Origin of the sequence: Bacillus basilensis (assembly GCF_050630465.1) — a bacterium.
GTDB lineage: Bacteria > Bacillota > Bacilli > Bacillales > Bacillaceae_G > Bacillus_A > Bacillus_A basilensis.
Map to the genome: position 1 here is coordinate 469,684 of NZ_JBNTQO010000004.1, position 18,439 is coordinate 488,122.

Genomic DNA, 18,439 nt, shown 5'->3' on the forward strand with positions numbered 1-18,439 from the left:
TTTACTATGGAAACGGATGCGGATGTGGATTTAATTGTTCATTCGTTAAAGGTTCGGCTGTATATCCAAGTGTCATCGGTATAGTATAAACTCGGTCCAGCCCTGTAATCCGGGTGAGATGGTGACCGAACGTCATCGGTAACATGCCAGGTATAATGACTTTTACACAATGTAATCCGTTCTTTTCTATAAGGGGTACGGTTTGATCTACAACGATTACTTCCAGATCAGATTGATGCAAACGATTTACAAGTTGATGAAGATCGGATGTTAAATCTATATCAAACGATTGTAATGCATTCATTTCTTGGAACGTTTGTACCGGTGCATCGTCACGTAAAAGAAAGTGAAGACGTTCTTCTGCTTCTTTCAATCCGTACAGCATACTATGGTCTTCCATTTTATTTACGAGATAAGGGTCTTGTAAGCAGTTTTCGTAGTGCTCTCTTTTTTGTTCGAGTTCATCGTCTGTTATTAGTAACATGCCTGCTATTTCATGAATGGCACTCTTTAGAGCGCGAATTGGGTCTAAATGAGAGCCTCCTGCACAAACAACGTTCATTCCTTTTTTACGCGTATTTTTCGCAATTACCCATAGGCTTGGGATGCCGTGTTCCATCGTCGCGTTAAAGGTGTGTAATTCATATCCAGTAATCGTGTACAGCCGCTGAATCATTAATTGTAATTCCGTATCATTTGCCGAATCAAGATCAAGGCGGGGAAGAGGTAATTCTGTATACCAAGTGAGCAAAAAGGCGTCACGCTCTACAATTTCTAAAATGCCGTGAAAAATTGCTTCTTCTAAACTACCACCAATGGCACATCCATTTGATGTTTCATATACGAAAGCATCTCGATGACCAAGGCTATAATAAGCAATTGATTCAGGAACTAAAATTGGCCGGTTTTGTGATAATGAATATCCCCATACCCAGTTTTGGTCATAGTCAGGATCAAACGGTTTAAATGGAAAATTATCACGATTGTAATGTTCGTTTGTATGCACACCGAGTGTGATAGGGTTCAGTGCGTGATCCTCTACATCATGAAAACTGCCGTGTACAGTTGTCTTTTTCCCGCGCGGTGACATACCACAATATCTTTCTAAACCTTCTAAAATAGCAGTCGCTTCACTTATTGCAAATGAATGAGTTCGACCTGCAACACCTTCATTTCCAAACATTAACGGCATGTTTATAATAACGTCAGCAAACGGCAATAAAGAATGCTGCATTTTTCCGTTCAGCATACCGACTCGGTAATCTAAATAATCTTTTGTTAAAAATGTGTTGAGTTCATGAATCGAACGACAGCGATATGTCGCATCACTTGTTTTTAAGCTCGGTTGTAAAGAAATCTCTGCTGCATCTGCCGTATCATCAGGTAAATTGCTACATACAGGACAGAGCGGATCTGGAAGAAAAGAATGCCGCGTACATTGCAGTGTTTGTAAGTTGAGTAAAAGGAGTTTATTTTCTAATGAAGAATGGTTATGAGTTAATATTTTCTCTGTTTCTGCACGAATAAGATGACACATTTGCAGAATGCCATTTTGAGTGGCACGTACATCGCGCCTCGTCAAGTTCTCTTCTTTTACTGCATATTTCCGCTTTAGTTCCCACATTTCTTGTTGATCAAATCCAGCGATAAAGCGTCGTCCATCGGCGCAATTGGTACATCCCTCTGCAAGGGGATGAATGTAAGGACCGATAATACCTTCACCAAATGAAGTAAACGCACGTAGCCACGGAATATGATTGGAACGAAAAATTAGCTCAGCATCATGATGAATAGTAGAAGGAGAGCCGTCATGTAATACGAGAGCAAGGTTGATATTTTCAGGGAGTTCGTTTGCAATTGTATGTTGGCGAGTGATGGAATATTGTTCGCGCAATTGATCATGTACATAGTCTGCAAGTAGGCCATCTCCTATAAGTAATATATTTTGACTCATAGACCGTCCTCCTTTGCAATTAATACCCCGTACACACCATCTAGGTTTTCTTTCAAAAATGATTCAATCGCTAAATCAAACACGAATGGATAAAAATTATGTTCTTCTAAATGTTGTAAGGCAAGCTGTAAAGATTGCACACTTGGAGTTCCTTCTTCCGCTTGTATTTCCACTCTAAAAGAATCTGTGTCATATAAAATAATAGATGATTCAGGCAAAATATTAGCTCTGTAAGGAGTTTCTTCATTTTGAATGTGAAGAAGTGATAGTTGTAGTGCGTTTCGTAACGCTAACGTCATATTTATATTAGATGCACCGTACCATCGATTATTTATACCGACCCAAACGACTGGGAAGCTGAGAATCTCTTCACTCATTGCTATTTTAGGAGTTTCATGAATTGTAGTGAGGGCATCGTAATAAAATCTACAATGTTTATCATGAATTTCAGTTAAATCGATTGTTGTAATCTCTTCTAGCATATGTGACTGCCGTTCATACAATTTGTTATTTAAATGTTGTTGTAGCGCCCGGTATACACCTTCTGTCATCGTTTCTCCAGCACCAATACCGATATCATTATGTTCAGGAATAAGGCGGTGCATAATTTCCGCTACGTATGTTTCAATTCCTGCTAAACCAGCTTCTCGTCGCGCTTCATTATGAGTTAATCCGCTGAAAGTCATAAGAGGCAGGATGGAAGTAGGCCCATCTGATAGTGGAGTAGCTACTTGAATACTGCATTGTGATAACGGTAATTGATATAAATCTTGTTCATCCCACACATGGAATATACCAGCTTCTTTAGAAGTTAATGAATCGAAAAAACGGAATAAATCAGTTGAGGTATGTTGGTTGGACCGATGCTCAAGTGTTTCAGAAAGGTTTTCTATCGTATCAATTGTAAAGCTTTCATCAGTTGCGAGAGGATGTTTTATAAAAGGATGCCATGTACCTTCAAGTGTTTCATAGTTTAATAAAAAGAATTGTGGATTCTTTTCTCGATGTGAATCATCAGCAACATGTTTAAATAATTCAAAAACGATTATATTTGCTAACATTGCAGATGTAACTGGTGAAAATGATGCTGATGAATGTTCATTTTGTAAAGCTGTTTCATGTAGCCGATGCCATGCGGATTCCCAGCATTCTTCACGATTAGCTGTTACGACAGGACCAGCTATACCAAGTGTTGATAAACAGACGGCAGGTATGAAGTTCTTTCCTATTTCCTTGCAAATTGTATGAACTGCTCTTAGGCCATCAATATCTCCATTTTGAGAAACGTACAAAATCCAGTCGAAAGGTTCGAACACTTCATGCAGGGGACGATCAATTGTCGTGTCTATTTCTTCAACAAGTACAGTATCATCTACTTCATGTGCAAGTTCTACTAGCTCGTGAATACGGTCGTAATTCGTTTCCGCATAATCTGTCACAAGGTAATGAAATGTAGGTAATCCGGATTTTAATAAAGAAGAAACTAAGGAGGTAAGCATATCTCCAGAACCAATTATAAGTACATTCGCAGTGCGATACGTTTCAAATTTTAAAGCGCCTGAATGGGAATCAGCTTCTAGAAATTCAATTTGCGAAGCATACCTGTCAAGTAATGCACTGTTTAATTCATGAGGTGCATCTTGGCTTACATCACGGACAAACCCATTTGTATATAAAATTTCTCCAATTTCAAATACACGATTTTGATAGGGAAGAGGGAGACCATCCGTTATTTCTGCTAAAGAATAATTACCGTTAAACATTGGCATTAATTTTTCGATCCAGCTATAAATTCCATCACCGTCCATGCGAAATGAACTGGCGTTATTTCGAAAATAGACACCCCCGTTTGAGTCGGGGAGGAAGAAAGTATCCTTATTTACTTTAAGTTTTGCATGAATTGGAAGGTTACTCATTTTAATCCTCCTTACGTTTTAGGCATACGTTATTAGCTTATGTCATGCAATTTGTCCCGTATGAACGCAATAAAAAAAGGCTGTAGAATGATGTATTCTACAGCCTGTAATAGATTATTAATCTATCAACCTTCTAATAATAATGATTTTGGATCTTCAAGCATATCTTTAACAGCAACAAGGAAGCTAACTGCTTCTTTACCATCAACAATACGGTGATCGTAAGATAAAGCGATGTACATCATTGGACGGTTTTCCATACGCTCGTTATCAATTGCAACTGGACGTACTTGGATTTTGTGCATTCCTAAAATACCAACTTGTGGGCTGTTTAGGATCGGTGTTGACATTAGAGAACCGAATACACCACCGTTTGTAATTGTAAATGTACCACCTTGTAGTTCTTTTAATGAAAGTTTGTTATCGCGTGCTTTCATACCTAAATTACGAATTTCGCTTTCGATTTCAGCGAAGTTTAATTGGTTAGCATCGCGTACAACTGGAACAACTAATCCATCTGGAGCTGCTACTGCAATACCGATATCATAGAATTTTTTAATGATAAGCTCGTCGCCTTGAATTTCAGCATTTAATAATGGGAATTGTTTTAATGCTGCAACAACTGCTTTTGTGAAGAATGACATGAAACCAAGACGTACATCATGTTTTTTCTCGAAAGCATCTTTACGCTCTTTACGTAATTCCATGATTGCAGTCATATCAACTTCGTTAAATGTTGTTAACATTGCAGATGTTTGTTGAACTTCTACAAGACGTTTTGCAATTGTTTGACGGCGGCGGGACATTTTCACGCGCTCAACTGGTTTTTCGAATTCCGTTTTTGTAACTGGAGCAGGAGCTGGACTTTTTGGAGCAGCGGGTGCTTCTTTTGGTGCTGCAGCATGGGCTTGTACATCGTGTGGTCTCACACGTCCAAGTGGATCTGTGCTACGTACGTCGTTTAAGTCGATTCCTAATTCACGAGCCATTTTTCTAGCAGCTGGTGATGCGATAGGACGGTTTGTATTTGGTAAACCTTGTAGAGTTGCAGTTTGCTCAGCACTTGGAGCTGCTGCTTTCGGTGCTTCTGTTGTTTCTTGTTTTGGTTGCTCAGCCAATGGAGCAGGTGTACTAACTGCAACTGGTGCTCCGTTTGCATCTAAAATTGCGATAGTTGCGCCAACTTCAACCGTATCCCCAGGTTCGCCTAGTAATTTCGATACAATACCTGAATCTTCTGCAATGATTTCTACATTGACTTTATCAGTTTCAAGTTCAACAACGCTGCCACCTTTCTCAACTTTGTCGCCTACGTTGATAAGCCATTGTGAGATAGTTCCTTCAGTAATAGATTCTGCAAGCTCAGGTACTTTAATTTCGATCATTTTAAATGTCCTCCCCTTATTTGCCTAACGGTGTGTTTTTTCTTCTTTTGTCTTCGGTAATCTCCATTTGTTAGCCTGACCTTGGGCAGAATATCTGCCCAAGAACAAGCTAGAAACCTTCATTGTTACTTTTTAGTTGCTGAAAACTTCAATTTCTTGTTTATCTTGGCGGAAGTTATACTTCACATCTAAAGCGTGTGCAACAATTAGTTCTTGCTCAGCTTTGTGAGCGAATGGATCGCCGCCAGATGGGCTAGAGCGATCTGGGCGTCCAATGTAACCTGTTTTCACTTTATCTCCAGCTAGTTCGAACAGAATTGGAGCCATGTAATGCCATGCGCCCATATTACGAGGCTCTTCTTGAACCCAAATAATTTCTTCTAAGTTTTTAAAGCGTTTAATAATAGATTGAACTTTTTCAGCAGGGAATGGGTACAATTGTTCAATACGAACAACATGAACTTCATCTAAATTGTACTCATGCTTACCAGACTCGATTTCTGCTGCTAAGTCAATCGCCATTTTACCTGTACTTAAAACAAGACGTTTTACTTTGTTTGGTTTTGTGCCAAGGTTTTCTTGTTCTAATGCAGGTTGGAAACGTCCTTCGCTTAACTGGCTAGCAGTTGAAAGCGTAAGTGGGTGACGTAATAAGCTCTTTGGCGTCATCAGTACCAATGGTCGAACAGCTTCGGTTCCTAAGATAGATGCTTGACGACGTAAAATATGGAAGTATTGTGCCGCGCTCGTTAAGTTTGCAACTGTCCAGTTGTTCTCAGCAGCTAGCTGTAAGAATCGCTCTGGACGTGCACTAGAGTGCTCTGGTCCTTGACCTTCATAACCGTGTGGTAATAGAAGAACTAAACCAGATTTTTGACCCCATTTTGCTCTTCCAGCTGAAACATATTGATCAAATAATGCTTGCGCAGTATTTGAGAAGTCACCATATTGCGCTTCCCACATAACAAGAGTTTCTGGAGCGAATACGTTATAACCATACTCGTAACCAACAACAGCAGCTTCTGATAACGGACTGTTATGAACAGAGAATGAAGCGTTGATGTTTGGTAAACGATGTAATGGTGAATATGTTTCATTTGTATCAGTATCGTGTAATACGATATGACGGTGCGCGAATGTACCACGCTGTGAATCTTGACCAGTTAAACGAATTGGCGTACCTTCTTGTAAAATAGAAGCGAATGCTAATGACTCAGCAAGTGCCCATTCAATTTTACCGTTCTCTTCAAGAGCATCTTTACGGCGCTCAAGAATTTTCTTCACTTTCGGATATACGTTAAAGCCTTCTGGCCAAGAGAGTAGACCTTCATTAATTGCACGAAGTGAGTCAAGCCCAACACCAGTATCAATTGGCTGAATACCTTTTGCAACAACATCTGGTACTTTAACGTGAATTGTTGCATCGCTCGTATCAGCTGGTGGTACTTGTGCATAGTCAGATTTTAATTGCTCTTGCGTAAACTGTGTAATTGTTTCAATCTCATCTGCATTTAGAACACCAGCAGCTTGTAATTGATCTGCATAAATTGCTCTTACAGTTGGGTGATTTTTAATCTTTTTGTACACTTGTGGTTGAGTAACTGCTGGGTCATCCATTTCGTTATGACCGTAGCGGCGGTAACCAATTAAATCGATTAAGAAATCTTTTTTGAACAATGTACGATATTGAATCGCAAGGTTAGCAGCAGCAAGACAAGCTTCCGGATCATCAGCGTTCACATGAACAATCGGAATATCGAAACCTTTTGCAAGGTCACTTGAATATTTCGTAGAACGAGAATCATAGCTATCAGTCGTAAAACCAACTGCATTGTTTGCGATAACATGAATTGTTCCGCCCGTTTGATATGCGTTCAATCTGCTTAAGTTCAATGTCTCAGATACAATACCTTGACCAGGGAATGCAGCATCACCATGAACTAAAATTACGAATGATTTTGAAGTATCTTGTTCTGGCAGACCAGATTTTTTACGATTTTCTTGAGCCGCACGTGCGAAACCTTCCACAACAGGGTTAACGAACTCAAGGTGACTTGGGTTATTTGCTAATGTAACGCGAGTGCTAACTTCATCGTTACCAACGACTTGTTCTCTACCTAAATGGTATTTCACGTCGCCAGTCCAGCCAGAATTTGCCACTGTGCCTTCTATTTTTGCATGTTTGAACTCAGCAAACATGTGACTATAAGGTTTTTCTAATACGTGAGCAAGTACGCTTAGACGACCGCGGTGAGCCATACCAATCATGACATCTTCTACGCCGTCCTTGGCACCTTCTAGAACAATTTCATCTAGAACAGGTACAAGCATATCAACGCCTTCAATAGAGAAACGCTTTTGCCCAACGAATGTTTTATGCAAGAATTGCTCGAAACCTTCAACAGCTGTTAAACGTTTTAAAAGAGCAGTTCGTTTTTTATTTGATAGTGGTTGACGCAATGAATTTGATTCCACCATTTGATGCAACCACGCGCGTTCTTCACTATCTTGTATATGAGAAAATTCATAAGCTAAAGATTGTGTATACACTTCTTTTAATCTATGAATTACATCAAGTGCAGTGTGAATACCTTCTGGTGCATCTTGCCATACTGTTTTTGCTGGAATCGCTTTCAAATCAGCATCGCTCAGTTCGTTCATTGCTTTCTCAAGAAGAGATTGTCCATTTGCAGCATCTTCCATCGGATTGATGTGAGCCAACGTATGTCCGAAAGAACGAATCTGCTCAACAAGCTGAACAACTTTAAGAATTTTTTCAATGTTCCCTGTGTTTTGAGGAGAAAAATGTGTTGCTGTGTTGTCCCCTGTTACGACATCATCTTGAAACGAAGGAGCTCCAAAAATTTCAAAAAGCTCTTGTAATTCCGGATCAACAGAACCTGCTCCAGTTACGTAAAGATCATACTGTTCAATAACATAACCAAGGTTCGGACCGTGGAACTTGGCCCAAGGGTTTGTCGTTGTATTCTTCCTCGTCATTTGTTTAAACCTCCCAATGCATATAATCCTTTTTCCATACAAAAAGGTGCATTTTGCTCTTTTCAATAATTAATGAACCAATAATCAATGTAAATGTTTTCTTTACTCTTATGTTATTACAATAATTTACATAATACCAAACACTATTACTTATCTGTTTTGTAAAAAAACATTCACAATAACTTATCACCCAAGTTAATCTTTCATGTTATAAAGTAATTTTACAGAAAAATGGGGTGGATATATTTGGTATACCTATACGAATAGCTAAAATTATTGCATGTAAATATAAGTATAATAGTTAGAATGTTTCGATAAAAATGAGTTCGAATTATGTATATTGAAATAATAAGCGCTTTCATTGATATTATACAACAATATAACGGAATATAGTATAAAAAATAAAAAATTATGAATTTAGCGTAAACTTTATTTAGATAGTGTTAAATATCGAAAGGAAAGTGAAGGATTTCTACAAAAAAAGTTGCTAAACATAAAAAATGCTTCATAAACAGTTAGTTTCTATAAATATGCTGAAAAACACCGTAAAACTAATAACACATTTCGTGGAATAAAGGGATAAATGAAATATTTTAAAAGGGTAAAACAAATATGAAGATATTAAATTTTAAAAAAAGAGAGGAGGAGATATAGTAACGGTTATTTACAGTGTTCCGTGTTTTGTTTCAAAATAGACGTACTGAAATTGAAAAAGTTTCTTCTATATAAATAGCGTGAATAATAATCAAAACTAATGTAAAGGAAGCTTGACGTAAAGTTTACTTTACATATATACTCGGTATAAGGAAGGAGGGAGAAATTTCCTTGGAAAATAAAATGGTCGAATACCGAAAAAAATTTGGACTATCTCAAGAAAAATTGGCTGAGAAACTTGGAGTTTCCAGACAAACCATCATTTCAATTGAAAAGGGAAAATACGATCCATCACTTCCGTTAGCATTTGAAATAGCAAAAACATTTCAGACAACGATAGAACATGTATTTATTTATGAAGGAAAAGAAGGGGAGGAGTAAAGATGAACTATTCACAAAAGTACTTTTTAATCATGGGAATTATTTTTTTTATTATGAGTGGAACTATGGTATTAGCAGGTATAATGACGCATTCAGCACCACCGACTCCAACTTATACAGTTCTTGCAATGATGATTATGTGTTTCTGCCTCAGCTACTTACACCCACAATTTAAAGAAAAAGACGAGCGGATGAAATTAATTCGTTATAAAGGCATGTTCTTCAGCTTTTTTGCGTTAACAGCATATTATCTTCTTTTCTCTATTGGCTTAAACTTGAAAATAATTACACTATCTGCTACTGAACTATTGAATATACTTATGGCACTCACGATGAGTACCGTCTTTATCTCGTTTGTTGTTTTGGCAAAAAGATATTAAGATGGAAGAGAGAAAGGAAGATTAACATATGCAAATGATGTATGCTTTTGGCATTGGGCTTGTATTATTTTTAGCCGTATTCTTATTTATTCGTAAAGACGTGCAAGGTGGGACGTTAACGAAACGAGGATTTTATAAAATGATCGGCTGTTTAGTTGTTATGTTTATAGCGATTATCGTAATGATCGTTTTAATAAATCAGTCACTATAGAATGTAAAAATGGAACCTTACTATTAGTAAGGTTTTTCCTTTTTGGTTTAAAATCCGAAAATTCCCGCATAATCCATTTACTGCATATAATGGATATTATATAATTTAATAAAATGATGGATAGGGAGAATAGTATATGAATAAAAAAACTATCTTCTTTTTATTAACATGTCTACTACTTGTAGCTAGTACTACTTATATAATATGTAAAAAACGAGAACAAGTGCCACCTATGTTAGTATGGGAGGGGCAGGAATACTACGTAACGAATGAACCTGCTAAAACTGAAAAAGTGGGGCAAAGGCTCGGAAAAGTTACAAAGAAAATTGAAACAAGTAAAAAACCTACTAAAAATAGTGAATCCAACATATTACAAGAAAAAACAGAAGTGTTCACAATGATAGAAGAAAAAGATCCCCATTTACCTTTAATTATAAAGGAGCCGTATAATGACGAATATAGAATAGTGAGGCCAATGTTAAAAGTACTATAAAGTGAAAAGGAGATTCCTATGCAGACAGTAACCTCATATCCATGGTCGTTAAGAAAAATGTTTGTCTTTTTTCTTTGTTTTATCCTTCCACCAATCGGTGCAATCTACATTGTAATGAATAGAGGGGAGCTACAAAAGAGAGACTTCATTTTATATGTATTATTTGCTGTTATTAATATATCGCTTTGGGTGTCAATTATGATTTTTGATCGGAGTATGTGGCTGGTGTCGGGGCATTATGTGCTTGGGGCAATTGTTATTGTTTTTTCGAATATAAATAAGAGATAACCCAGCAATCTTAAAGTTGCTGGGTTTTATTTTGCTATTTATAATGAAGAAACATATAAATCAATATGTAAAGAAGGAATGGTATAGATAAAAGTAACGCCTGAACGGTTAGAACAGACTGCAAAGACAGTAAGTAACATCAGGCACTTCTTAGAATACTTACATAATGACACCTATACAATCAAATTAAGAATATCGCTACACAATGGAATGGAGCGAGTAGAGAACAATTTTAACAGAGATTTAACGAAGTAAAACCAAAAATGTTTACTGTTTTAATAGAAGTTAAAAACTACAATGTTATGACATCTAGTGGTAGACGTTCATTAATAAACATTGTAGTAAAACAGTTTGAAGATAGATTGAAATATTTGCCCGAAGGTTCACATCAGCCTGTCGTGATAGATGTGAGAGGACCAGATGAAACGAGAGAAATATTGAAGCAAATAAGAGAAGGAATAAATCAAAGAACATTTGGCCAGGCAGAAATTATCATTAAAAAGATACAAAAAAGTAGGTTATATTACAGAGTTAGCACGAATGCAACTGCAACACAGGAGCGACTAAAACGAGATATTGATATGATTTCTAGTAATTGGTTGGGCTCAACCTATATGAAATTTAATACGGATTTCCGTGATTCATCATTTAAAATGACACAATTTAAAACCATATTAGAGCCGCTTGAGAAGTTTCTACTTGCAACCGCAAAAAATTTGAAGAAACTGATAATATGGAGGTTGCTAGTTTTGTGGGGGCATTGTATCTACAAGACCGCGTAAATGGTCAAACTGAGTTTCAGCTGAATGGAAAGAAGATGGCCGCCTTGGCGGGAAAGCAGATGGGGATTTAGTAACAGGGAAGTTTGATATTTCAGAAAACACTAAATTCATGTTTAAGGCAGGACATGGTGAGATTGATGTAAATGCTCCTTATTCCTTTGATACCATAAAGGAAGACTTGTTTACAGGCAACATTATTGGAGGAAAAGCAGGTGTTACAGGTCTAGAGAATACCATTACAACTAGTGCTATATTCGATCAGGAGATGAAGGCAACGCAAAAATTCCTAGATGGTTCTGTAGCTTTTGGAATTGAGGATTACACCTTAAAAGATGATGCAGAGTTAACGGTTCAAAAATATGAATTATCAACAAAAATTGATATCCCAGACTTTATCCCAATAATAGGTGAATATGATTTTGAAGTACGTGGAGAATTAGGGTTGGGAACATTTGGTTATAAGCTTCATGCTGGCCAAGAAACTGGTGCGTATGTTGGTGGTGGAAAAGTTGGTGGTGGTTTGTTTGGTAAATTTGTTAAGGAAGGACAAGAGTAATTATGTTTAAACAAGCAAGAGTTATAAAAATTTTTGGGTTTTCAGCTTTACTTATATTTAGTTTATTTTCTCCTTATGGGTGGGGAAAAAAATTAGCATTAATTGCTTTTATAATATTGCTAGCTCTTTTGTCTTTTGGTACAACGAACTTATTAGAATACATAACTAATAAATTTAAAAAAAATAGAGATAAGTAGTTTACTTAAACAAGGAAGAATTCAATTATTGTAAGTATGCTCTGTGTATTATGATAGGGGGTACCTATGGTCACAAATACAGAGGAATTATTTGTGATTTTGAGGGTACTTTAACTTGTAGATTTTAATAATATTTAATTGGTTTTTATAATAATAAAAAGGAGAATATATATGAAACTTTTACCAATAGGAACAGTAGTAAAACTAGAAGAAGTAGAACCGATTATTATGATCATTGGAAGAATGGTTGTATCAGCAGATAAACGTGATTTTGATTATGTGGGCATCCCTTATCCAGTGGGCTATTTAGGTGATGAAAAAGCACTGTGTTTTAATCATGATAAGATTGTAGAGGAAATGCATAGAGGGTATATGACTGAGAGTAATTAGTTCTACGTGAGAAATTAGTCGAATTGTAGATTAGTTTAAAAATACATATAGATTTAAAAAACACGATAGGAGAAACAAAATGGGTAAGATAATGAGAACTCTTGTAATCATAGGTATACTTATCCCTCCGGTACTACTGTGGAGTGCACCTGATATTCCTCTAAATGATAAACTGCTGTTTATAGGTTTACAACTGACTGTAGGATTCACCACAGTAGTAGTGTTAGAGGTAATATTTAGAAATCGAAAAAAGAAGAGGGCAAAATAGATATAAATTGTATAGAATGTCAGATGAGAATATTGGTAGCTAATCTTCTCAATAAAAGAAATTAACAGAAGCAGGGAGAAATCCTTGCTTTATTTTTTGTATAGAATTACTAAGTAGGGTATCGTTAAATTAGGATGTTCGAGTTGGCTCGGCAGGTATTATCTATTAAACGTATCGTTGATTATCTCCTCAGTTAATTCGTCTAGATTAAAACTAAGAGTTTCAGAGATTTTTCCAGCTCGTATGCTAACTACAATTGTACGAGGAGACAGATTAGCGAACTCTTTTTCCTCTTTGAAATCTTTCATAACAAACTTAAGTAGCATTTTCTTTTCAGTCCTTTCTCAGTTTTATGGAAACAAAAAGAGGACTACCCCTGAGCCAGCTGGTTTGCTGACTAGAATTAGTCCTCTCTTAACTTGTGGTGTCTGATGGAGATCTCCACAGTTTTAGTTTTTGAGAATACCCTCTCAATCCTTGATAATATTAGGTTTTATGACCCCGGAGAGGCTCGAACTCACGACCTCCACCCTGTCAAGGTGGCGCTCTCCCTGCTGAGCTACGGGATCTTCAAAAATGCTTATGTAATAACATCTTTAATTTTTATGCTAAAGTAATTATAAGTAATTAACTGAAATTTTACAATATTTTTATATTAATCTTTTGAAAGGAAAGTATTTGGAATTACGTTAGTAGTGTATTAAGGAATATATAAATAGAAAGTTTAATTAAAAGTGGGTTCGAATAAAACGGTTATATTATTTTTTTCGATACCAATCCAAAGGACCTTCATCACTCAAATCAACAAGAAAAGGTAATAAGAAGTGTAAAGGTAGGCTTAAAAGTTCTGGCATAGCGTTCACTGTTTTCTTTGATAAATATTGCCTTCCGAAACAATACGGACAATCTTTTTCAAATGTCACGAGTATCGACCATACATCTTTTACTTTCCATTTCGTTTTACAATACGTACAACGCGCCATGTAGTTCCTCCTTGTCTTTAGGTGTTTTCTAATATATTCCATTCTATTGTACTAAAGTCAAGTGTATTTGGTGTGATAAAATGCAAGTGTTTTGTTTTTTATAAAAAGATAATAAAGCTATTAAATTTCATCACCTAAAAAAAAGCATAACCCCGGTCTGAATTTAAGACCGGGTTAAAATATAGTTGTTTAATATTCGATATAAGATACTTCACTGTACTCAAAATATAACAAAGCTAAGGTTTATTCAATGATCGTGCCCGATTGGTGAGGGCTGATTAAAGTTTCACTTTATGTCCAGCTGTTTACACATTGCCCATATAGCTTCGCGTTAAGTTTGGGAGAACAATTTTTCCATTCTTACTGTATTTTTCGAATAACTCTGATAGGAGAGAAATAAAGTTTTTATATTCTTCGTCATTTTCTTTCGGAGCATAGGATCCTGATAAATTTCTTCCTAGAAAACCTTCATAGTCAAAAAGTAAATCATTTTGATATTCTTTAAACTCATACTTTGCATCTTTAAAAAAGTTTTTAAAAATTTCTGGCGTTTCCTCGATTCCACCGCTAAATCCTTTAAAGTTTGGGCAGGTTTTTTGGCAAATTTCTGCATTTTCTTTAATAATCGGACTAGTTACATCTCTACTATTCCAAACAAGAGCAACATTTGCCTTTTGTTTCAAAATTCGTTGGCATTCGATTTTGAAAGCTTTTTTATTAAACCAATGAAATGCTTGAGCAACAGTTATTAAATCCACACTATTTTCTTTTAAAGTGGTATGTTCGGCAGTTGCTTTTATTGATTGAAAACGAGAAAAATGGCTTAACGATTGTTCTGCCATTTTTCTCATGTCATCATTTGGCTCAACTCCAATAACATGTAAACCACTTGTAAGCAGCTGGTGGCTAAATATCCCCGTACCTGAACCGATATCGGCCACAATTTGATTCTCATTCAGTTCGTTAGCCGAAAGCAAATAATCAATATATTCTTTAGGATAACTAGGGCGATATTTCGCATATATATCGGCCTTATCAGTAAAATTTTCTGTTGTTTTCACAGTACTACCTTCTTTCCAGCGATATTATGTACAGAAATAGTAATTTCCGCATCAGTCTCTAAGTCTACAACGTAAAAGTCCAGCTAAATGGAGCTGCCTTAGTTCTCTTATTCAAATTATACTATTTTGCATGATATCTTCCAAAAGACCATGATTTCTTATTCATCTAAATGGTCTAATTGTTGAATAATATGACCATTCGTATATCGCACGAGGGTAATGTAGGATAAGAGATTTCCATTTTCAATATCCAAATTGGCCAATATATCCTTTTTACAATTTACTTAAAATCATGTATAACAGAGATACAAGATTATTTTATAAATATTCAAGAGTAGAGGGAGAATTATTGTAATGGTAAGGAAAACGTTCAAGATGCGCGTATCTAGAAATAGAACGATTTCAATTAATGGCTCGATTCTTGATGTGGATGTTACACATGATGAGTTTTTACAAGAGTTTGTTGAGTGGGTCGATTCTAAAGGTTGGTCGTTTATGGGGATGACAGATGAGATTACACCTGAGGAAGCTAGTCAAAATTTAATAGATTCATTGATTGATGAGAAGGATAAGAAAGAATAATTCTTTCTTATTTTTTATTGTATATTTATGTTCTTTATCGTAAAAGTATGATATAGTAAAAAACAGTGAATGTTCTTCCAATTTAATACAAATTACATATAGATTGGTAGATTCAGTTTTTAAGCTATGATAGTATAGTGAAAAGGGAGAGTCATATGGTAAATTTTAAGAAAATTTTGGCTTTTATTACCGTTATTTGTTTATTTTTTTTGACACCTATGACGTTACGTGCTGAGACGAATGTTGGAGTGAATCCAGAACAAGTGGCACCACCACCTAAGGAAGGGCCAAATGTTTTTAGTCAGTTTGCAACTACGATTGATGCGAAAACTGGAGATGTTTTGTATGATAAAAACGCACATCATCGTGCATTTCCGGCTAGTATGACGAAAGTGTTAACGGCGATTTTACTTATGGAGCATACGAAGCCAGAGGATCAATTTACGTTTTCACAATTAGCATTAGATCAAGAGAAGAGTAATTATCAAATTGAGTTTCAACCTGGTGAGACGATTAATAGAAATACTGCACTTATGATTTTAATGGTGCTAAGTGCGAATGATGTGTCGTATGCGATTGCGGAGCGTATTGGCGGAAGTGTTGAGAATTTCGCTAATATGATGAATGAGAGAGCGAAGCAATTAGGGGCGACAGATAGTCATTTTGTAACACCGAATGGATTACATGATCCGAATCATTATACAACTCCATTTGATATGGCTATGATTACGAGAGGTGTGCAAAAGTATCCTGAAATTTTACAAGCGATGAATACGAAAAGAACGACAGTTACGACATCTAGACAGACGGTGTCTATTTTTAATAAATCTACTTATTTTGAAAACCCATATAGTATTGGCGGTAAGACGGGTTTTACAAATGAAGCGCGCAATACGCTCGTTTTATTAAATGAGAAGGATGGAAATTGTATTATAAATGTAGTAATGGCTTCTCAAAGACCTGAAATTTATGAAGACTTGAAGCAGATGGCGGAATATTCTTTTGGTCAATTTGTGAAGCAAACTGTACTAGATAAACATAGTTGGCATCAAAAGACAACGTATTTAAATAAAGATATTGATAGCGAGCTTGAAAAAAGTGCAGAACTGATGCTTAAGAAAGATGAAGGAAAAAATGTGAGAACGACTTTCCGTGCGGCTTCATTAGATAAAGATTCTTTGTATCATAAAGGAATTCATCGTGGTGAGGTAGTTGGGGCAGTTGATATTACGAAGAATAATCAAACAATTGCGACGGTAAATGTTCTTTCTAAAGAAGATGTTACTTTTGCGATGCCTAAAAAAGATACGGTCGAGCCTGAAGTAAACGAATCAAACGTGAAAATAATAAGCATTGGGATAGGTGGTGCCATATTATTTGGAGCCATTTTATTTGTAGTGCTGCGCCGAAATACAAAAGGAATGAAATCAGAAGAAAAATAAATTACTAGTTTAAAAGGCTGTGAAGAGACTTTGTCACAGTCTTTTTTTGTTGGAAATAACTAATAATTGTAAATTTTATTATTGCATTTCCTTTTTGTTCGTTATATTATTTACTTGTGTTCTTGTTAAAGAACTAAGGTGGATATTGCATACTTCAAATAATATAAAACAACGGAGAGGGAGAGAAACGATGAAATTAATTTGGAAGGTGATTAGCAACGTTATCTCATTTGTTTTATTTGCGTTAATGGTTTGCTTAGCTTTTGTAGTTATTTCTTCAAAAGCGAGCGGTGGTGATCCAACTGTGATGGGATATCAATTTAAGAGCGTTCTTTCTGGATCGATGGAACCAACATTTTTAACAGGATCAATTATTGCGATAGAGCCGAAGAAAGATGGTTCTAAATATCAAAAAGGTGATGTTATTACCTTTAAAGAGAAAGATGAAAAAATTATCACTCACCGTATTATTGGTGTGAAAGATACAAATGGAAAAGTAATGTATGAAACAAAAGGGGATAACAACAATGGCCCTGATCTAGAACCAGTACTTGCGGAGAATGTCATTGGGAAATATGCAGATATTACAGTTCCTTATGCAGGGTATGCACTAAATTATGCGAATTCAAAAGCTGGAGCAGCTTTGCTTCTTATTATTCCAGGAGTCTTTTTACTAGGCTATTCTGCGATTTCTATTTTTAGTGCTATTCGTAGCATAGACGGAGAAAAGAAAGAGAAAAAAGTAGAACAATCCGTCTAGTTCGTTTGGTTATACTTTCCGGTTAGGAAGTTGACAAATATATAGATTAAGGGGATATGGACATGACTTTAAAGAAAAAATTAGGAATGGGTATCGCATCAGCAGTATTAGGGGCTGCATTAGTTGGCGGAGGAACATTTGCATTTTTCAGCGATAAAGAAGTGTCAAATAATACATTTGCGACTGGTACGCTTGATTTAGCATTAAATCCATCAACAGTTGTTAATGTATCGAATTTAAAACCTGGTGATACAGTTGAAAAAGAATTTAAATTAGAAAATAAAGGGACATTAGATATTAAAAAAGTACTACTAAAAACAGATTACAATGTAGAAGATGTGAAGAAAGATAATAAAGATGATTTTGGTAAACATATTAAAGTAACATTCTTAAAAAATGTAGACAAGCATGAAACAATCGTAAAAGAAACAACGCTAGATAAATTGAAGGGTGACACACTTACTGCGGTAAATAACGATTTAGCTGCTTGGTTCTGGGATGAAAAAGGTATTTCAGCAGGTAAATCTGATAAATTCAAAGTGAAATTTGAGTTTGTTGATAATAAAAAAGATCAAAATGAATTCCAAGGTGATAAGCTACAATTAACTTGGACGTTTGACGCACAACAAGGCGATGGTGAAACAAAATAATAAGGACAACAAAAAGAGACTATCAAAAGTGGAGTGACCCCTGTCAAGTAGACAGTATTTAAAAAGCGCAACTAAGCAACCTGAGTTCTATATTTATATGGACTCA

General features: G+C 35.9%; 18 protein-coding genes, 1 tRNA gene and 2 pseudogenes. 14 read left to right on the forward strand and 7 right to left on the reverse strand.

The annotated features are described in order from the left end of the window. Positions 1-4: 4 nt before the first annotated feature. The 4 genes from ACQVV1_RS11780 to odhA form a co-directional block, all read right to left on the reverse strand. Positions 5-1,954, reverse strand: coding sequence for a TOMM precursor leader peptide-binding protein (locus ACQVV1_RS11780; RefSeq protein ID WP_242251010.1), 1,950 nt, complete (start codon positions 1,952-1,954; stop codon positions 5-7). Further along, on the reverse strand, positions 1,951-3,870 hold the full coding sequence (locus ACQVV1_RS11785; RefSeq protein WP_242251013.1) for a putative thiazole-containing bacteriocin maturation protein: 1,920 nt from the start codon (positions 3,868-3,870) through the stop codon (positions 1,951-1,953). Before ACQVV1_RS11785 ends, ACQVV1_RS11780 begins: the two co-directional genes overlap by 4 nt. A gap of 125 nt (positions 3,871-3,995) precedes the next feature. Then, positions 3,996-5,255, reverse strand: a complete 1,260-nt coding sequence (gene odhB / locus ACQVV1_RS11790; protein ID WP_431168898.1) for a 2-oxoglutarate dehydrogenase complex dihydrolipoyllysine-residue succinyltransferase — start codon at positions 5,253-5,255, stop codon at positions 3,996-3,998. A gap of 132 nt (positions 5,256-5,387) precedes the next feature. Beyond that, entirely contained in the window at positions 5,388-8,255 is a 2,868-nt protein-coding gene (odhA, locus tag ACQVV1_RS11795) for a 2-oxoglutarate dehydrogenase E1 component (RefSeq protein ID WP_431168899.1), read from the reverse strand. An 825-nt stretch (positions 8,256-9,080) separates the two neighbouring features. Here odhA and ACQVV1_RS11800 point away from each other — a divergent pair. The 10 genes and pseudogenes from ACQVV1_RS11800 (at position 9,081) to ACQVV1_RS11845 (ending at position 12,855) form a co-directional block, all read left to right on the forward strand. Then, the gene (locus ACQVV1_RS11800; protein WP_000428510.1) at positions 9,081-9,290 is read left to right on the forward strand and encodes a helix-turn-helix transcriptional regulator; all 210 of its coding nucleotides are present in this window, start codon (positions 9,081-9,083) and stop codon (positions 9,288-9,290) included. Positions 9,291-9,292: 2 nt separating this feature from the next. Then, the gene (locus ACQVV1_RS11805; RefSeq protein ID WP_063224556.1) at positions 9,293-9,670 is read left to right on the forward strand and encodes a hypothetical protein; all 378 of its coding nucleotides are present in this window, start codon (positions 9,293-9,295) and stop codon (positions 9,668-9,670) included. A gap of 28 nt (positions 9,671-9,698) precedes the next feature. Then, entirely contained in the window at positions 9,699-9,881 is a 183-nt protein-coding gene (locus tag ACQVV1_RS11810; protein WP_001178300.1) for a DUF3976 domain-containing protein, read from the forward strand. Between the two features lie 136 nt (positions 9,882-10,017). Then, complete coding sequence (locus tag ACQVV1_RS11815) at positions 10,018-10,374, forward strand: hypothetical protein (RefSeq protein WP_242251016.1); 357 nt, start codon at positions 10,018-10,020, stop codon at positions 10,372-10,374. 18 nt (positions 10,375-10,392) lie between these two features. Further along, positions 10,393-10,662, forward strand: coding sequence for a hypothetical protein (locus tag ACQVV1_RS11820; protein ID WP_242251017.1), 270 nt, complete (start codon positions 10,393-10,395; stop codon positions 10,660-10,662). 488 nt (positions 10,663-11,150) lie between these two features. Continuing rightward, positions 11,151-11,408 (forward strand): annotated as a pseudogene (locus ACQVV1_RS11825) (WXG100 family type VII secretion target); the annotation flags it as partial. A gap of 145 nt (positions 11,409-11,553) precedes the next feature. Continuing rightward, on the forward strand, positions 11,554-12,000 hold the full coding sequence (locus tag ACQVV1_RS11830) for a hypothetical protein (RefSeq protein ID WP_309259859.1): 447 nt from the start codon (positions 11,554-11,556) through the stop codon (positions 11,998-12,000). 2 nt (positions 12,001-12,002) lie between these two features. Next, entirely contained in the window at positions 12,003-12,197 is a 195-nt protein-coding gene (locus ACQVV1_RS11835; protein ID WP_242251020.1) for a hypothetical protein, read from the forward strand. A 171-nt stretch (positions 12,198-12,368) separates the two neighbouring features. Beyond that, positions 12,369-12,616: pseudogene (locus ACQVV1_RS11840) on the forward strand (DUF4176 domain-containing protein). Between the two features lie 50 nt (positions 12,617-12,666). Further along, the gene (locus tag ACQVV1_RS11845; protein ID WP_242251021.1) at positions 12,667-12,855 is read left to right on the forward strand and encodes a hypothetical protein; all 189 of its coding nucleotides are present in this window, start codon (positions 12,667-12,669) and stop codon (positions 12,853-12,855) included. 496 nt (positions 12,856-13,351) lie between these two features. Here the strand turns inward: ACQVV1_RS11845 and ACQVV1_RS11850 are convergent. The 3 genes from ACQVV1_RS11850 to ACQVV1_RS11860 all read right to left on the reverse strand — a co-directional run bounded on the left by ACQVV1_RS11850 (position 13,352) and on the right by ACQVV1_RS11860 (position 14,899). Further along, positions 13,352-13,424: transfer RNA gene (locus ACQVV1_RS11850), tRNA-Val, on the reverse strand. A gap of 189 nt (positions 13,425-13,613) precedes the next feature. Beyond that, positions 13,614-13,838: a hypothetical protein gene (locus ACQVV1_RS11855; RefSeq protein ID WP_212956578.1), complete on the reverse strand. Its 225-nt coding sequence runs from the start codon at positions 13,836-13,838 to the stop codon at positions 13,614-13,616. A 305-nt stretch (positions 13,839-14,143) separates the two neighbouring features. After that, positions 14,144-14,899: a class I SAM-dependent methyltransferase gene (locus ACQVV1_RS11860; RefSeq protein WP_431168900.1), complete on the reverse strand. Its 756-nt coding sequence runs from the start codon at positions 14,897-14,899 to the stop codon at positions 14,144-14,146. Positions 14,900-15,253: 354 nt separating this feature from the next. Here ACQVV1_RS11860 and ACQVV1_RS11865 point away from each other — a divergent pair, with 354 nt between their 5' ends. The 4 genes from ACQVV1_RS11865 (at position 15,254) to ACQVV1_RS11880 (ending at position 18,333) form a co-directional block, all read left to right on the forward strand. Beyond that, a complete protein-coding gene (locus ACQVV1_RS11865; protein WP_000251865.1) occupies positions 15,254-15,481 on the forward strand; it encodes a hypothetical protein in 228 nt (75 codons plus the stop codon). A gap of 155 nt (positions 15,482-15,636) precedes the next feature. Then, on the forward strand, positions 15,637-16,923 hold the full coding sequence (locus ACQVV1_RS11870) for a D-alanyl-D-alanine carboxypeptidase family protein (RefSeq protein ID WP_242251023.1): 1,287 nt from the start codon (positions 15,637-15,639) through the stop codon (positions 16,921-16,923). A 190-nt stretch (positions 16,924-17,113) separates the two neighbouring features. After that, positions 17,114-17,683 carry a signal peptidase I SipW gene (sipW, locus tag ACQVV1_RS11875; RefSeq protein ID WP_063224542.1) on the forward strand — a complete coding sequence of 190 codons (570 nt, stop codon included), beginning with the start codon at positions 17,114-17,116 and terminating at the stop codon, positions 17,681-17,683. Between the two features lie 62 nt (positions 17,684-17,745). After that, positions 17,746-18,333, forward strand: coding sequence for a CalY family protein (locus tag ACQVV1_RS11880; protein ID WP_000172840.1), 588 nt, complete (start codon positions 17,746-17,748; stop codon positions 18,331-18,333). Positions 18,334-18,439 lie beyond the last annotated feature (106 nt).

Coding starts and splice junctions, on each gene's coding strand:
- ACQVV1_RS11845 (WP_242251021.1), top strand. CDS start 12,667: ATGGGTAAGATAATGAGAACTCTTGTAATCATAGGTATACTTATCCCT.
- ACQVV1_RS11820 (WP_242251017.1), top strand. CDS start 10,393: ATGCAGACAGTAACCTCATATCCATGGTCGTTAAGAAAAATGTTTGTC.
- sipW (WP_063224542.1), top strand. CDS start 17,114: ATGAAATTAATTTGGAAGGTGATTAGCAACGTTATCTCATTTGTTTTA.
- ACQVV1_RS11835 (WP_242251020.1), top strand. CDS start 12,003: ATGTTTAAACAAGCAAGAGTTATAAAAATTTTTGGGTTTTCAGCTTTA.
- ACQVV1_RS11880 (WP_000172840.1), top strand. CDS start 17,746: ATGACTTTAAAGAAAAAATTAGGAATGGGTATCGCATCAGCAGTATTA.
- odhA (WP_431168899.1), bottom strand. CDS start 8,255: ATGACGAGGAAGAATACAACGACAAACCCTTGGGCCAAGTTCCACGGT.
- ACQVV1_RS11865 (WP_000251865.1), top strand. CDS start 15,254: ATGGTAAGGAAAACGTTCAAGATGCGCGTATCTAGAAATAGAACGATT.
- ACQVV1_RS11830 (WP_309259859.1), top strand. CDS start 11,554: ATGTTTAAGGCAGGACATGGTGAGATTGATGTAAATGCTCCTTATTCC.
- ACQVV1_RS11810 (WP_001178300.1), top strand. CDS start 9,699: ATGCAAATGATGTATGCTTTTGGCATTGGGCTTGTATTATTTTTAGCC.
- ACQVV1_RS11855 (WP_212956578.1), bottom strand. CDS start 13,838: ATGGCGCGTTGTACGTATTGTAAAACGAAATGGAAAGTAAAAGATGTA.
- ACQVV1_RS11815 (WP_242251016.1), top strand. CDS start 10,018: ATGAATAAAAAAACTATCTTCTTTTTATTAACATGTCTACTACTTGTA.
- ACQVV1_RS11805 (WP_063224556.1), top strand. CDS start 9,293: ATGAACTATTCACAAAAGTACTTTTTAATCATGGGAATTATTTTTTTT.
- ACQVV1_RS11870 (WP_242251023.1), top strand. CDS start 15,637: ATGGTAAATTTTAAGAAAATTTTGGCTTTTATTACCGTTATTTGTTTA.
- ACQVV1_RS11785 (WP_242251013.1), bottom strand. CDS start 3,870: ATGAGTAACCTTCCAATTCATGCAAAACTTAAAGTAAATAAGGATACT.
- odhB (WP_431168898.1), bottom strand. CDS start 5,255: ATGATCGAAATTAAAGTACCTGAGCTTGCAGAATCTATTACTGAAGGA.
- ACQVV1_RS11780 (WP_242251010.1), bottom strand. CDS start 1,954: ATGAGTCAAAATATATTACTTATAGGAGATGGCCTACTTGCAGACTAT.